Origin of the sequence: Streptomyces sp. NPDC058674 (assembly GCF_042716505.1) — a bacterium.
Taxonomy (GTDB): Bacteria; Actinomycetota; Actinomycetes; order Streptomycetales; family Streptomycetaceae; genus Streptomyces.
Genome location: NZ_JBHXSC010000024.1, coordinates 1 through 13,559 on the forward strand (window position 1 = coordinate 1; position 13,559 = coordinate 13,559).

The window sequence follows — 13,559 nt, forward strand, 5'->3', positions numbered from 1 at the left end:
TGGTGAGTTCCTAGACAGCTCCCACCACACCGGAGGTCTTCGTCATGTTCAAGACCTGCCGAGTGTCAACAACGCTCGTGATCAATACACCTAGACCGCGGGGCCGTCCGGCGCCGGCTCCGCCGACGTGGCTCCGTGCGGCCCGGGGCCGACCGGCACCGCGCCGTGGAGCTGCTGCTCGCGCGAGTACGCCCTCAGGTAGCCCACCGCGGTGTTGGTGACGGCGACCAGCGGTACGGCGACCACCGCGCCGCCGATCCCCGCGATCATGCCGCCCGCCGCCACGGAGAGGACCACCGCCAGCGGGTGCACCCGTACCGCCCGGCCGAGGATGAACGGCTGGAGCACGTGCCCCTCGATCTGCTGCACCGCCAGGACCACGGCGAGCACCATCAGCGCGATGAAAGGCCCCTGGGTCACCAGGGCCACGACCACCGCGAGGGCGCCCGAGATGACGGCCCCGACGAGGGGGATGAAGGCGAACAGGAAGATGAAGACCGCGAGCGGCACGGCCATCGTCACATCGAGGAAGTAGAGGCCGAGGCCGATGAAGGTGGCGTCGATGAGCGCGACCAGGACCGTGCCGCGCACGTACGCGGTCAGCGTCCGCCAGGCGCGCGGGCCGGCGCCGGCCACACCCGGCCGGGCCGGGGCGGGGACCAGGCCGAGCACCCAGGTCCAGATGCGCTTGCCGTCGTAGAGCAGGAAGAGCGTCGAGAACATCGCGAGCAGGATGCCGGTCAGGACCTCGACGAGCACCGTCACGCCCTGCAGGCCGGCGGAGGTGATCTCCTCGGTGTTGGTGCCGATCGTCTCGCTCAGGTTCTTCGCGATGTCGTTGATCTGCTTCTCGGTCACGTGGAACGGACTGTCCAGTGCCCAGAGCTTCAGCTCGTTGATGCCGTCGCGGACCCGGTCGGAGAGGTCGTCCAGGTTGTCCATCACCTGCCAGACCACGAACCAGCCGACGAGCCCGATGACGACGAAGCCGAGGATCGCCGTGACGGCGGTGGCCAGGCCCCGGGGCAGGCCGAGGCGGCGCAGCCGGACCACGAAGGGCTGGAGCAGCGCCGTGACGAGGAGGGCGGCCGCGAACGCCAGGACGACCAGGCGGACTTCGCTGATCACCCTCATCAGCACCCACAGCATCCCGGCGAGGAGCAGCAGCCGCCAGCTCACCTCGGCGGCCACGCGCACGCCCCACGGGACCACCGCCACGGGGTCGGGGCGGGACGCGGGCGTCTTCGCCGCCGGCGGCGGGACGGCGGTCCCCGCGACGGCCGACCGGTCCGGGGCGGACGCCGCGGACCCGGGCAGGTCGCCGCGCGTCTCGGCCTCGACCTCGGCGCGCCGCTCGTCGAGCCGCGCCTCCATCCGGTTCAGCCTGTTCCCGAGCCGGCCCAGCCAGCCTGCCCACTTCGACATGTCGTTCCCTTCCCCCGCCCACTGGTCTGACCTCGACCGACCGTACACGCGGGGAGCCCCGCACCGTAGGACGGTGCGGGGCTCCCCGGAGTCGGGCGGGTACGGCTCGGCGCTGCTAGTACCAGCCGTTGGCCTGGTGGAAGCTCCAGGCTCCACACGGGCTGTCGTACCGCTCGTTCATGTAGTTGAGGCCCCACTTGATCTGCGTGGCGGGGTTGGTGCGCCAGTCGGCTCCGGCCGAGGCCATCTTCGAGCCCGGAAGCGCCTGGACCAGGCCGTAGGCTCCCGAGGAGGAGTTGACGGCCTTGTAGTTCCAGGTGGATTCCTGGTTGATGATGTTCGAAAAGCACTGGAACTGGCCCGCCGGGACCATCTGCTGGGCGATGGCCTTGACCTGCGCGACCGTGTAGGAGCTCTGGGGCGCGAAGTCGCCGGCGTCGCGGGCCGCGGACCGGCTGGCGACCTGCTCCTTCTCCTCGCGTTCCCGCTTCTCCTTGGCCTCGGCGTCCGCCTTCGCCTTCTCGGCCTTCGCCTTCTCGGCCTTCTCCGCTTCCGCCTTCTTGGCCTTGGCGGTCTCGGCGGCCTCGATGCGGGCCGATTCCTCGGCCGAGCGCTTGGAGTCGGCGTCGACGGCGTGGACGATGGCGTCGGCCTGCTGCGTCAGGGACGCGCTCTGGACCTGGGCCTGGTCGCCGACCGGGATTTCTGTGAGGAGAGTCGCGCCGGACGCGGTCGTCTCGAGATCGTTCGAGGAGGGGTCGCCGGTGGCGACTCCCACGACTGCGCCGACGGTGGTGACCGCGGTGGCCGAAGCCACTGCGAACCCCCGGACCGAGATCCGGCTCACATGGTGTCCTTCCAGCAGCGTCCGCAGTGACCGGGCGGGCGCACGAGTGCCCTCGACACTGGCCTCCGTGCTTCTACGGTCACTGGAGACGCGGGCCCGTGGGCAACTCCCTCACGGGAACTGCCTCGTGATGATCCGGGCGGCATACGGCGACGACTGTGGAGTTGTGGTGCTGCGCGTACCTCACGGGAGATACAGGTGTGCCGTATGCGGGGCCTGACGGAGAACAGACTCTGCCGGACAGCGACGCCGCAGGGCAATTCTCCGTTGCGTGGGAAAGGTCACACCCGGCGGGACGGCGCTGTTTCCGGCAAAGGGCTGTGCAGCGCGACGCCGCCCGGCTAGGCTTCACGGCCTTTGCCGGGCGGCGTCAACTCGCCTTCCCGCTATGCGGTTTTTGCCCCTTCCACCGGGGCGCGGGAGGTCAGAGGTTCTCGAGCATCTCGGTGACCAGCGCCGCGATCGGCGAGCGCTCGGAGCGGGTCAGCGTGATGTGGGCGAAGAGCGGATGGCCCTTCAGCTTCTCGACCACGGCGACCACTCCGTCGTACCGGCCGACCCGGAGGTTGTCCCGCTGGGCCACGTCGTGGGTCAGGACGACCCGCGAATTGGCCCCGATCCGGGACAGGACGGTCAGCAGGACGTTGCGCTCCAGCGACTGCGCCTCGTCCACGATCACGAAGGCGTCGTGCAGCGAGCGCCCGCGGATGTGCGTGAGCGGCAGGACCTCCAGCATCCCGCGGTTCAGCACCTCCTCGATGACCTCGCGCCCGGCCACCGCCGAGAGGGTGTCGAAGACCGCCTGCGCCCAGGGGCTCATCTTCTCGGAGGCGTCGCCCGGCAGGTAGCCGAGCTCCTGGCCGCCCACCGCGTACAGCGGCCGGAAGACCATCACCTTCTGATGCTGCCTCCGCTCCAGCACGGCCTCCAGGCCCGCGCACAGTGCCAGCGCCGACTTGCCCGTGCCGGCGCGGCCGCCCATCGAGAGGATCCCGATCTCCGGATCGAGCAGGAGGTCGAGCGCGATCCGCTGCTCGGCGCTGCGGCCGTGCAGCCCGAAGGCCTCGCGGTCGCCCCGTACGAGCTTCACGTTCCCGTCCGCCGTGACCCGGCCCAGCGCCTTGCCGCGCTCGGACTGGAGGACCAGCCCGGTGTGCACCGGCAGTTCGGCGGCCTCCGGGACGTAGAGCCGCTCCTCCGAGAAGAGGAGGTCCACCTGCTCCCCGGACAGGGCGAGCTCGCTCATCCCCGTCCAGCCCGAAGCGGTGATCGCGAGCTCCGCGCGGTACTCCTCTGCGATCAGCCCCACGGAGGAGGCCTTGATGCGCAGCGGGAGGTCCTTCGAGACGACCGTGACGTCGTACCCCTCGGCCTGGAGGTTGCGGGCGACGGCGAGGATTCGCGAGTCGTTGTCCCCCAACCGGAAGCCGGCGGGCAGGACACCCGGATCGGAGTGGTTGAGCTCGACACGCAGGGTGCCGCCCAGATCGCCCAGCGGGATGGGGGCGTCGAGGCGTCCGTACCGGACCCGGAAGTCGTCGAGCAGGCGCAGGGCCTGGCGCGCGAAGTAGCCGAGTTCGGGATGGTGCCGCTTCGCCTCCAGCTCGGTGATCACCACGATCGGGAGCACGACCTCGTGCTCGTCGAAGCGGATGATCGCGTTGGGGTCTGCCAGCAGGACGCTGGTGTCGAGGACATAGGTCCGCCTGTCTGGCAGGCGGCGCTTCGTGCTGGTCACCACGGAAGGACGTACCCCCTCGGAAGAGGTCGGGCCATGAAGACCGGACCGGTCATCGGCACCCATGCCAGGGCCGATTTCCGGCCCTCCACTCCGACCGTGCGAACCGCACGCGCGTCCTGGTGCAAAGGGCCTCCCGGGCGGACGACCCCATGCCGTCCGCTGAGACTCGACACCCGTGGATCGGGCATCGACCTGAAAGGGATATTCCCCGATCAGGCCAGGCCATGCCATGGCATATGACGGACGCTCGGTGAATCCCTGGTGAAGGGTTCCGGGGGAGGGGGCGGCGGGGTGGGGATACGGCCGGGAGCGGCGCGCGCCCCCGCGGGGATCAGGTCCCGTACCGCCGGTGACGGGCCGCGTAGTCGCGCAGGGCCCGGAGGAAGTCGACCTTGCGGAAGGCGGGCCAGAAGACCTCGCAGAAGTAGTACTCCGAATGGGCGCTCTGCCAGAGCATGAATCCGGACAGCCGCTGCTCGCCGCTGGTGCGGATCACGAGGTCCGGGTCGGGCTGGCCGCGCGTGTAGAGGTGCTCGGCGATGTGGTCGATGTCCAGGATCTCGGCCAGCTCCTCGAAGGAGGTGCCCTTCCGCGCGTGCTCCAGGAGCAGCGAGCGGACCGCGTCGGCGATCTCCTGGCGGCCGCCGTAGCCGACGGCGACGTTGACGAGTATCCCGTCGACGTCGCGGGTGGCCTCCTCGGCCTCCTTGAGCACCGTCTGGGTCCGGGCGGGCAGGATGTCCAGGTTCCCGACGTGGTGGACGCGCCACCGGCCGTCCGCGGCGAGGCCCCGCACGGTGTTCTCGATGATGTTGAGCAGCGGTCGGAGCTCGACCTCGGGCCGGTCCAGGTTGTCCGTGGAGAGCATCCACAGGGTGACGACCTCGACGTCCGTCTCGGTGCACCAGCCCAGCATCTCGGAGATCTTGTCGGCTCCGGCCTGGTGGCCCTGCTCCGTCGTTCCTCCGGACGCCTTCGCCCAGCGCCTGTTCCCGTCCAGGATGACGCCGATGTGCTTGGGCGCCGCGTCATGGTCGAGGCGGCCTTCCACCCGGCGTGCGTAGAGCCTGTACACCAGGTCGCGCAGCTTCACGATCTTCCAGCCCCTCCGTGCAATGCCCCCGTGCGAATTGCGGTCCCCCGAGTGCGCCACATTACTGCGCGGGGGGATGGGGTACCCAACTCGGTCTGTCACAACTCCGTGATAGGGAGGACAACGTGACTGATACCAATCCCTATCGGGCAGAGCCCTCGCGCTACGACTCCATGCAGTACCGACGCACCGGCCACAGCGGGCTCAAGCTCCCCGCGATCTCCCTCGGCCTCTGGCACAACTTCGGCGACGACAAGGCCCTGGAGACCCAGCGGGCGATCCTGCGCCGGGCCTTCGACCTGGGCGTCACCCACTTCGACCTGGCGAACAACTACGGCCCGCCCCCCGGCTCGGCCGAGCTCAACTTCGGCAAGATCTTCGCGCAGGACTTCGCCTCCCACCGCGAGGAGCTGGTCCTTTCCACCAAGGCCGGCTACTTCATGCACCCCGGCCCGTACGGCGAGTGGGGCAGCCGCAAGTACCTGCTGGGCTCGCTCGACGCCTCGCTCCGGCGGATGGGCGTGGACTACGTCGACGTCTTCTACTCGCACCGCTTCGACCCGGAGACCCCGCTGGAGGAGACCATGGGCGCCCTGGCGTCCGCGGTCCGGCAGGGCAAGGCCCTCTACGTGGGCGTCTCCTCCTACACCGCGGAGCAGACGGCCGAGGCCGCCCGGATCCTGCGCGGGATGGGGGTGCGGCCGCTGATCCACCAGCCCTCGTACTCCATGATCAACCGCTGGACCGAGGAGGACGGGCTGCTGGACACCCTGGAGGAGGCAGGCATGGGCTGCATCTCCTTCGCGCCGCTCGCGCAGGGGCTGCTCACCGGCAAGTACCTCAAGGGCATCCCGGAGGGCTCGCGGGCCTCCCAGGGCAAGTCCCTCGACCCGGACCTGCTGTCGGACGAGGTGCTGCGCCGCCTGGCGGGGCTGAACGAGATCGCGGCGCGGCGCGGCCAGTCGCTGGCCCAGCTGGCGCTGACGTGGGTGCTCCGCGACGAGCGGATGACCTCGGCCCTGATCGGTGCGTCGAGCGTCAGGCAGCTGGAGGAGAACGTGGCCGCGCTGGACGGCGTGCCGCTCTCCGAGGCCGAGTTGACGGAGATCGATTCCCTCGCGGTCTCCACCCCCGGCACCAACATCTGGGCCCAGCGGGGCTGACCTGCGCCTTTCCCCCAGAAGGGGGCGAAGGGCCCGGAGAACAAAAAACGGGCCGGTCCGTGGGGGGGATACGGACCGGCCCGAGGGGGGGGTTCCACCATAACCCTTCGTAAAGCGTGATGCGTGCATTGCCGCGCCACGACTACGCTCCGAAACCACCCAGCAGCACTCCGGTGAGAGCCCCGGCCATCATGAAGGGGCCGAAGGCGAAGCCCTGGCTGCGGGTCGCGGAGCCCCGCAGGACAAGGACGAGGCCGTACAGGGCCCCGTAGAGGAAGCCGAGGAATGCCCCGGTGGCCCATACCCCCCACCCGTACCACCCAAGAGCGACCCCCAGGGAGAGCGCCAGCTTGACGTCGCCGAAGCCCATCCCGGCGGGGTTCACCAGGAACAGCACGAGGTACGCGGCTCCGAGCGCGCAGCCGCCGAGCAGTGCGAGACGCCAGGAGCCGGACGGGCCGGTCCCGTCCGGTCCGCCGGGTCCGCCGGGCACCAGGGCCGCCGCGCCGAGCAGGGCCGCGGCCGCCGCGGCGAGCGGCAGGGTCACCACGTCGGGCAGCCGGTGCACGGCACGGTCCACGAGGCCGAGCAGCACGAGCACCGGGGCGAGCCCCGCGTACGCCACCACCTCCGGGCGCGCTCCGACCGCGGACCCGAGCGCGGTGCAGACGGCCCCGGTCAGCAGCGCCACGGGAGCCGCCCGCCGTCCGTAGGCGTGCCCGGCGCACGGCCGCGCGGGCGCGGCGGGAAGCCAGCCGGGAGCCGCGCCCGCCTCTCCGCCGTGCCCACCCCGGCCGCCCGCGTCGCCGCCTCCGCCCGGGCCGTGCGGGCCAGCCCCTCCGCCCGCGCCGCCCGGGCCGCCCGGGCTATGCGGGCCGTGCGTGGCGACCGTGGCGCGGCAGCGCGCCGGGCCGAGCCAGCCGGCCAGCGGATGCCCCCGCGGGCAGCGGTCCCGCCAGGGCCGGCCCGGCTCCACGGACAGCCGGTACGCGGCGCGCGGCAGCAGCAGCCCCGCGACCAGGCCGTACGCGGCGGCAAGCACGATCACGACCACGCCCATCCGCCGAACGGTAGGCCCGCCCGCCCCGACCCGCCAGAGCGCACGCCCCTCAGCCCCGTCGGCGCGCCTCCAGCCCCGCCGGTGTTCGAGGCGCGGGGGTCCGGGGCGGGCCCCGGCAGCGGACCCGCACCCCCCGGGACGGGACCGGCACACCCGGACGGGACCACGACCACTTAAGGTGCCGCCATGGCGACTTGGCACGACGGTCCGGCCACGCTCTGGGTCGGGACAGCGGCGATACCCCTGGAGATCGCCGCCTCCTACCGGGCCCGCACCCGCGGACTGCTCGGGCGGGACGGCATCGAGGGGGCGCTGCTGCTCACCCCGGCGGCGAGCGTGCACACCTTCCGGATGCGGTTCCCGATCGACGTGGCCCACCTCGACCGGCACCTGCGGGTGCTCGCGGTCACCACGATGGCCCCGGGCCGCCTCGGACTCCCCCGCCTCCGCTCCCGCCACGTCCTGGAGGCGTCGGCCGGGGCCATGGCCGGCTGGGGGCTGCACGTCGGTACCACCGTGAACGTGGACGTACCCGGGCGTCTCACACCCGGCTAGGCGAGGCACCTCACCGGCGGTAGGTTGGGGCGGTTGAGCTGGGGTGGCAGGGGAGCGGCATGACGGAGAACGCGCGGATCAAGGCGCTGGAGCAGATCATGCCGGCGACGCACGGCGCCGACGAGGACATCGACTGGTCGGCGGTCGAGGTGACCTGGGGAACCGGGTTCCCGGCCGACTTCATCGCCTTCATGGGCCGTTACGGCGCCGGCTCCATCAACGGCGAGGCCAGCATCCTGCTGCCGCTGCCGAAGCCCGGGCTCCAGTGGGACCCGGCCCAGATGGCCGAGGAGACCGCCAACGTCCGGCAGGCCTGGAAGGCGCAGGGCGGCCGGGCCGCCTTCGACGCGGACCCGGAGGCGATCGTCGCCTGGGGCGTCACCGGCGGGTCCGACATCCTGTGCTGGCTGACCTCGGACCCCGACCCGGACCGCTGGCCGGTCCTGGTGTGCGGGCGGCACACGGCCGACCCCTTCGCCGTGTACCCGTACGGGATGGCCGAGTTCCTCTACCGGCTCTGCAACGACGAGTTCGACGTGAGCCCCGTCAGCATCACCTTCTGGGACGGCGGCCACCTCAGCTTCGTGCACTGGCGCAAGGCGCAGCGCCGCTGGCAGGAGGGCCGCAACCCGGAAACGGGCGAGCCCGACCCGTACGCGGGCGAGTTCGCCGACTGACCGGCCGGCCTCAGGCCCGCCCCGCCCCGCCCCCGCAGGACCGCCAGGGCCCGCTCCGTCACCGGAAGCGGGCCTTTCGGCTCTTTCGGCTTTTTCGGCATGTCTACGCGCGTTCGGCCTGTGGATCACATATCGGAAAACACCAGGCCGAAAAGCCCCACTTGGAGCATTGACCACAAGTACGGCCCCAAGGGAATCAACCGCCCGCCTTCGGGAGAGAATTCCGGCCAACGGGCCATGGAGGGACACGCCGGTCCGGAGTAACTCATAAGTAATAACGCGATCCAAAAGAAAATCAGGGGAATACACCCGTGCGACGAAGAATATTCGGCGCGGCCGCCACCACGGTCGCGCTCGGTCTGCTGACACCACTGGCCGGATGCGGAGCCCCCGACGACGCAGGTGACAGCGGTACGCTTCGCCTGGTCGCGGCCGAATACGGCGCCACTCCGGCCACCAGTTCCAAGGCCTACTGGGACAAGGTCACCGCTGATTTCACCAAGGCCCATCCCGGTATCACCGTCGAGGTGCAACTCCTGCCGTGGACCGACATCGACCGCGAGGTCTCCCGTATGGTCAGCGCCGGCAAGGCGCCTGACCTGGCTCTCATGGGCGCCTACTCGGACTACGCGGCCCAGGGCAAGCTCTATTCCGCGGACGAGCTCCTCTCGGTCACCGCCGAGGCGAACTTCCTCCAGCCGCTCGCCGAGGCGGGCTCCGTCGGGAACACCCTCTACGGCCTCCCCTTCGTGGCGAGCAGCCGCCTGCTGTTCTACAACGAGGCGCTCTTCACGAAGGCCGGCGCCACCGCCCCCAAGACCTGGTCCGACCTCAAGTCCGCCGCCAAGGCCCTCAAGGACAAGGGCGTGAAGTACCCGTACGCGATGCCCCTGGGCCCCGAGGAGGCGCACGCGGAGGCGATGATCTGGGAGCTGAGCAACGGCGGCGGCTACGCCGACAGCAGCGGCAACTACAGCCTGGCCTCCGACCAGAACATCGACACCTGGCGCTGGGTCAAGGACAACCTGGTCACGCCAGGGCTCGTCGGCCCGACCCCGCCCGGCCGGCTCAACCGCGCCGACGCCTTCAGCGCCTTCCTGCGCGGCGAGGTCGGCATGCTCAACGGCTACCCCTCGCTGGCCCACGAGGCCGCGGCCAAGGGCATCGGCGTCGGCACCGTCCCCATGCCGGTCTCGGACACCCTCGGTTCCGGGGAGACGCCTCCGGCCGTCGGCGTCGCCGACTGGATGATGGCCTTCAAGCAGAACGGCAGGCGCGCGGAGATCGGGGCGTTCCTGGACTTCGTCTACCAGGACGCGAACCTGTCGGACTTCGCCGACCGCTACCACCTGCTGCCGTCCACCGTCTCCGCCTCGCGGACCCCGGCCGGCGACGGCCCCGGCAAGAACGACCAGCAGTTCCTGACCGCCCTGCGCGGCGCCCAGCTCTACCCGGTGAACGACCCGTCCTGGGTGACGGTCAGCGACACCATCAAGCGCAACATCGGGCGCGCGGTGGAGCCGTCCGGCGATCCGAAGGCCGTGCTCGAAGACATCGCCGCCACGGCGGGCGAGGCCGCCAAGAAGCGCTGAGGGCCCCCGCCGTCAGGGGACTTCCCCGTGTCGCCCCCCACCCCCGTGCGGCAGGACGGCCGCTTACGGCACTCGATCCGAGGCCCGTCGTCGGCCCAGTCGCCCTCCGCGCACCCACGAGGTGCACGGGGCGGCCGGCCTCAGCCCTGCTTCCCGTGCTCCGCGGCGAACGCCGTGCGGTACTGCTCGCAGTCGGAGTCCCAGCGCAGGGTCCCGGTGAGCGTCCCGTAGCCCGAGCGCGTGAGCGACCACTCCACCGTGTACTCCCCGGTGTCGCACGCGATCCGCTTCCCGCCCGCGACCTTCTGCCGGCCCGTCGCCGCGCTGTCGGCCAGCTCCCGGCGCACTTCTGCGGCCCGGGCCCCCTTCGCGTCGCGCAGTACGGCGTGCACCACGACGGGGTGCCCGCCCTCCTTGGTCGTCAGCGCCTTCTTGACCACCGTCGAGTCCGACACCGACCAGGCGAACTCGTACGAGGGCTGCCACGCCAGGGTCTCGGGGTCGGCGACCTTGCGCTCCCACTCGGGAGCGCCCGAGGGGCCGGGCTTCGTGACCGTCTCGTACCGGACCCCCGGGTGGAAGCGGAACTGCCCCTCCACCTTGTGCATCTCGTCCTTGGTCCACATCGACTTCATGGCCTTCTCGCCGCCCGCCGGGTCCTGGAGGAACACCGTCCCCTCCGCGGCGGTGGCGGCCTGCCCGAGGGCGGGGGCGACGGCCGCGGCGGCCGCGGCGAGGGCGAGAGCGGCGATACGGGTGCGCTTCATGCCCGGTCCAACGGGCGCCCGCGGCGGGCCGGAACGACACCGGGCGCGCTTTCACCCGTACGGGAGCCCCGGGCGGAGGGCGGTCCGAGGGCGTACGGGCGCCCCCGGAACCGTCCGTTCGCGCGGGGGCCGCGGTGCCCGCGGCGCCGGCGGGGGGTCAGGCCTGGCCGGTCTCGAAGCGGCTGACGCGGCCGTCGGCGTCGACGTCGAAGCGCCAGGCGGTGCGCATCTCGCCCCAGGTGTCGTTGCGGTAGTCGACGACCAGGGCGCGCCCGCCGTCGGACTCGGAGACGACCGCCATGTGCCCCGCGGAGGAGAAGACCTCCTTCTCGCTCCACTGCGCGAGGTCGCGGTCCGAGCCGTCGTCGGACATGGTGGCGCCGGGGGCGACGGCGGCCCGGAAGGCCTGCTGGTCGCCCGCGTTGACGGCGGTGACGAAGGCGCGGACGGCGGGGTCGGAGAGCTGGCTCGGTTCGATCACGGTGACCTCCTGGGGGGGGCGGCGGCACGGGGGCGCGTACGGGTCCTCCGTACCCGCCCTTCGGTTGCGGCCTCCGATGCGGCCTTCGTACGGAGGCCCCGTACGGGCTCCGGCCAGGGCGTCGTACGGGGGTTGCGCGACCCAGGGAACACCGGCGGGCGGGCCGGGGCGCCGACCGTCACCCGTTCGCCGCCGGACGGCGTGTCAGGAGGCCGGGCAGGCCCCGGCGGCGTCCGAGGCGGTCCGGGCGGGGAGGCCGGCCGGCCGTGGTCCCCGAGCCGGGTGAGCGCCAGGTCGAGCGCCTCGCGGTGTGGGCGCGGTTGCCGGCCCGACGGTCCTGTTCCACGACGGCGGGGACTTCCTCCCCCTCGGCGGCCCCTGCGTCGAGGCCCCGGCGGACCGGTCTGGTCCGCCGGGGCCGGGGCCGCGCCGTGTACGTGTCGTGTACGTGCCGTCGCCGTCGCGACGCGCCGTCGCGGGCGCCGTCAGGTCAGTGGACCGGGGCTGCCTGCGGGGCCGGGGCGCCCCGCTCCTCGTCCGCGCCGTCGGCCGGGGCCGCGGGGCCGGCCCCGCGCAGCGGGACCTCCTTGACGAACCAGGCGGCCGCGAAGCCCAGTACGGCGATGGCCGCGCCGAGCAGGAAGGCCGAGTGCGTACCGGCGGCCACCGCGTGCTGGTAGGCGTCGCGCACGGCCTCGGGCAGCTTGGCCAGGCTGGCGGCGTCCAGCTGGGCGGAGCCGGCGGCGGTGGCCGCCTCCGGGCCCAGGCGGTCCCGCATGGTGTCCGTCACCCGGGTGGTGAACAGGGAGCCCATCAGGGCCACGCCGAAGGAGCCGCCGAGGGTGCGGAAGAGGGTCGCCGAGGAGGAGGCGACGCCCATGTCCTTCATCTCGACGCTGTTCTGTGCGACGAGCATGGTGATCTGCATCAGGAAACCGAGGCCGGCGCCGAGGACCGCCATGTAGACGCCGGACATCAGGCGCGTGGTGCCGGTGTCCATCGTCGCGAGCAGGAAGAGCCCGACGACCATGAGCGCGCCGCCGATGATCGGGAAGATCTTGTACTTGCCGCTGCTGGTGGTGACGCGGCCCGCTATCAGCGAGACCGCCATCATCGAGAGCAGCATGGGCAGGAGCAGCAGGCCCGAGTTGGTGGCGGAGGCACCCTGCACCGACTGCTGGAACAGCGGGAGGTAGAGCACGCCGCCGAACATCGCGAAACCGACCAGGAAGCCGATCACGGACATGAGGGTGAAGTTGCGGCTGCGGAAGATGTGCAGCGGCATGACCGGCTCGGCGGCCTTGGTCTCCACGTAGAGGAACGCGGCGGTGGACACCACGCCGACCGCGATCAGGCCGATGACCTCGGCGGAGCCCCAGGGGTACTCGGTGCCGCCCCAGGTCGTGACGAGCACGGTCGAGGTGATGGCGATGGTGAGCAGCGCCGCGCCCAGGTAGTCGATCTTGGGGCGGGCCCGTTCCGTCTTCTTGGGCAGGTGCAGGACGGCGGTGACCATCGCGAGGGCGACGGCGCCGAGGGGGATGTTGATGTAGAAGGACCAGCGCCAGCCCATGTGGTCGGTGATGGTGCCGCCGACCAGTGGTCCGCCGATCATGGCGAGGGCCATCACGCCGGCCATCATGCCCTGGTACTTGCCGCGCTCACGGGGCGGGATCAGATCGCCGATGATCGCCATGACGCCGACCATCAGACCACCGGCGCCGAGGCCCTGGACCGCGCGGAAGCCGATCAGCTGGCCCATGTCCTGCGCCATGCCGCTGAGCACGGAACCGATGAGGAAGATGACGATCGAGGCGAGGAAGGAGCCCTTCCGGCCGTACATGTCGCCGATCTTGCCCCAGATGGGCGTGGAGGCCGCGGTGGCGAGCGTGTAGGCGGTGACCACCCAGGAGAGGTGCTCCAGGCCGCCGAGCTCGCCCACGATCGTGGGCATCGCAGTGCCGATGATCATGTTGTCGAGCATGGCCAGCAACATCGCGATCATGAGCGCCATGAGGACGACCCGGACGCTGCGCGGCTTCACCTCCTTCGAGGTGTCCGCCGTGGTGACCGTCTCGCTGCTCATGTCCACTCCCCTGGCACTTCTTGCCGCACCGGGAACTTACTTGTCGCCCGGCTAGTTCACTACACTGGCGAA

At 71.5% G+C, this 13,559-nt stretch carries 12 protein-coding genes; 4 read left to right on the plus strand and 8 right to left on the minus strand.

From position 1 onward, the window contains the following. Positions 1–90: 90 nt before the first annotated feature. The 4 genes from ACFWU6_RS15005 to ACFWU6_RS15020 form a co-directional block, all read right to left on the minus strand. The gene (locus tag ACFWU6_RS15005) at positions 91–1,425 is read right to left on the minus strand and encodes an AI-2E family transporter (protein WP_383981246.1); all 1,335 of its coding nucleotides are present in this window, start codon (positions 1,423–1,425) and stop codon (positions 91–93) included. 115 nt (positions 1,426–1,540) lie between these two features. After that, positions 1,541–2,299, minus strand: a complete 759-nt coding sequence (locus ACFWU6_RS15010) for a transglycosylase SLT domain-containing protein (RefSeq protein WP_383812316.1) — start codon at positions 2,297–2,299, stop codon at positions 1,541–1,543. A gap of 397 nt (positions 2,300–2,696) precedes the next feature. Beyond that, positions 2,697–4,013 carry a PhoH family protein gene (locus ACFWU6_RS15015; protein ID WP_383812308.1) on the minus strand — a complete coding sequence of 439 codons (1,317 nt, stop codon included), beginning with the start codon at positions 4,011–4,013 and terminating at the stop codon, positions 2,697–2,699. A 331-nt stretch (positions 4,014–4,344) separates the two neighbouring features. Continuing rightward, positions 4,345–5,106, minus strand: coding sequence for an isoprenyl transferase (locus tag ACFWU6_RS15020; protein WP_383812310.1), 762 nt, complete (start codon positions 5,104–5,106; stop codon positions 4,345–4,347). A gap of 125 nt (positions 5,107–5,231) precedes the next feature. Here ACFWU6_RS15020 and mgrA point away from each other — a divergent pair, with 125 nt between their 5' ends. Continuing rightward, complete coding sequence (gene mgrA, locus ACFWU6_RS15025; RefSeq protein ID WP_383812312.1) at positions 5,232–6,269, plus strand: L-glyceraldehyde 3-phosphate reductase; 1,038 nt, start codon at positions 5,232–5,234, stop codon at positions 6,267–6,269. A gap of 142 nt (positions 6,270–6,411) precedes the next feature. Here mgrA and ACFWU6_RS15030 read toward each other — a convergent pair whose 3' ends face one another. Beyond that, entirely contained in the window at positions 6,412–7,329 is a 918-nt protein-coding gene (locus ACFWU6_RS15030; RefSeq protein ID WP_383981248.1) for a prepilin peptidase, read from the minus strand. A 186-nt stretch (positions 7,330–7,515) separates the two neighbouring features. Here ACFWU6_RS15030 and ACFWU6_RS15035 point away from each other — a divergent pair, with 186 nt between their 5' ends. The 3 genes from ACFWU6_RS15035 (at position 7,516) to ACFWU6_RS15045 (ending at position 10,153) form a co-directional block, all read left to right on the plus strand. Next, positions 7,516–7,884: a DUF192 domain-containing protein gene (locus ACFWU6_RS15035; protein WP_383805984.1), complete on the plus strand. Its 369-nt coding sequence runs from the start codon at positions 7,516–7,518 to the stop codon at positions 7,882–7,884. 59 nt (positions 7,885–7,943) lie between these two features. Next, the gene (locus ACFWU6_RS15040) at positions 7,944–8,561 is read left to right on the plus strand and encodes an SMI1/KNR4 family protein (protein ID WP_383805983.1); all 618 of its coding nucleotides are present in this window, start codon (positions 7,944–7,946) and stop codon (positions 8,559–8,561) included. 311 nt (positions 8,562–8,872) lie between these two features. Continuing rightward, entirely contained in the window at positions 8,873–10,153 is a 1,281-nt protein-coding gene (locus tag ACFWU6_RS15045; RefSeq protein WP_383981250.1) for an extracellular solute-binding protein, read from the plus strand. A gap of 140 nt (positions 10,154–10,293) precedes the next feature. On the opposite strand, the gene ACFWU6_RS15050 is transcribed toward ACFWU6_RS15045, so the two are convergent. From ACFWU6_RS15050 to ACFWU6_RS15060, 3 genes are all read right to left on the minus strand, one after another. Next, positions 10,294–10,920, minus strand: coding sequence for a hypothetical protein (locus tag ACFWU6_RS15050; protein ID WP_383981252.1), 627 nt, complete (start codon positions 10,918–10,920; stop codon positions 10,294–10,296). 157 nt (positions 10,921–11,077) lie between these two features. Further along, entirely contained in the window at positions 11,078–11,401 is a 324-nt protein-coding gene (locus ACFWU6_RS15055) for a nuclear transport factor 2 family protein (protein ID WP_383981254.1), read from the minus strand. Between the two features lie 490 nt (positions 11,402–11,891). Beyond that, positions 11,892–13,487 (minus strand): MDR family MFS transporter, encoded by a 1,596-nt coding sequence (locus ACFWU6_RS15060; RefSeq protein WP_383805976.1) that lies wholly within the window; start codon positions 13,485–13,487, stop codon positions 11,892–11,894. Positions 13,488–13,559 lie beyond the last annotated feature (72 nt).